The organism is Proteus sp. fly-1067, from assembly GCF_040139345.1.
Taxonomy (GTDB): domain Bacteria; phylum Pseudomonadota; class Gammaproteobacteria; order Enterobacterales; family Enterobacteriaceae; genus Proteus; species Proteus vulgaris_B.
In genome coordinates this window covers 1-534 of sequence record NZ_JBEEUL010000253.1, presented here as the reverse complement: position 1 = coordinate 534, position 534 = coordinate 1, and the positions used below count along the sequence as shown (strand labels likewise).

At 41.9% G+C, this 534-nt stretch carries 2 protein-coding genes; both read right to left on the bottom strand.

The genetic code is table 11. The annotated features are described in order from the left end of the window. A partial coding sequence (locus ABN217_RS20280; protein ID WP_349460012.1) for a transcription antitermination factor NusB occupies positions 1–187 on the bottom strand: 187 nt, incomplete at its 3' end. A 26-nt stretch (positions 188–213) separates the two neighbouring features. Then, a partial coding sequence (gene ribH / locus ABN217_RS20275) for a 6,7-dimethyl-8-ribityllumazine synthase (RefSeq protein ID WP_349460011.1) occupies positions 214–534 on the bottom strand: 321 nt, incomplete at its 5' end.

Sequence of the window (534 nt, the reverse complement as noted above, 5' to 3'; positions counted from 1 at the left end):
CAAGTTTAATAGCGTTGTTCGCTACACCTGACAACAGTTCACGAAAATAAATTACGTCAACGTCAGACATGTCCTGTTCAGCAATAAATTCATATTCCACATCAGAAACATTATTGCCAGATAATTGCCATGAATAGATGGCCTGTACAGCACACTCACGAGCGCGGCGACGAGCAGCAGGTTTCACAAGATTCCCCTTAAATAAAAACTAAATCAGCCTTTTACAGCTTTAAGTACATTAATCATTTCTAATGCAGTCAATGCAGCTTCAGCGCCTTTGTTACCTGCTTTTGTACCAGCACGCTCAATCGCTTGCTCAATATTTTCAGTCGTTAAGACACCAAAGGTTACAGGTACTTCACTGTTCATTGCAACGTGAGAGAGGCCTGAGCTACATTCACCAGCAACAAATTCAAAGTGAGCCGTTCCACCACGGATTACGGTACCTAAAGCGATAACTGCATCATATTTTTTCGTTTCAGCTAATGCTTTGACTGTTAATGGCAGTTCATAAGCACCCGGTACCCATACAAC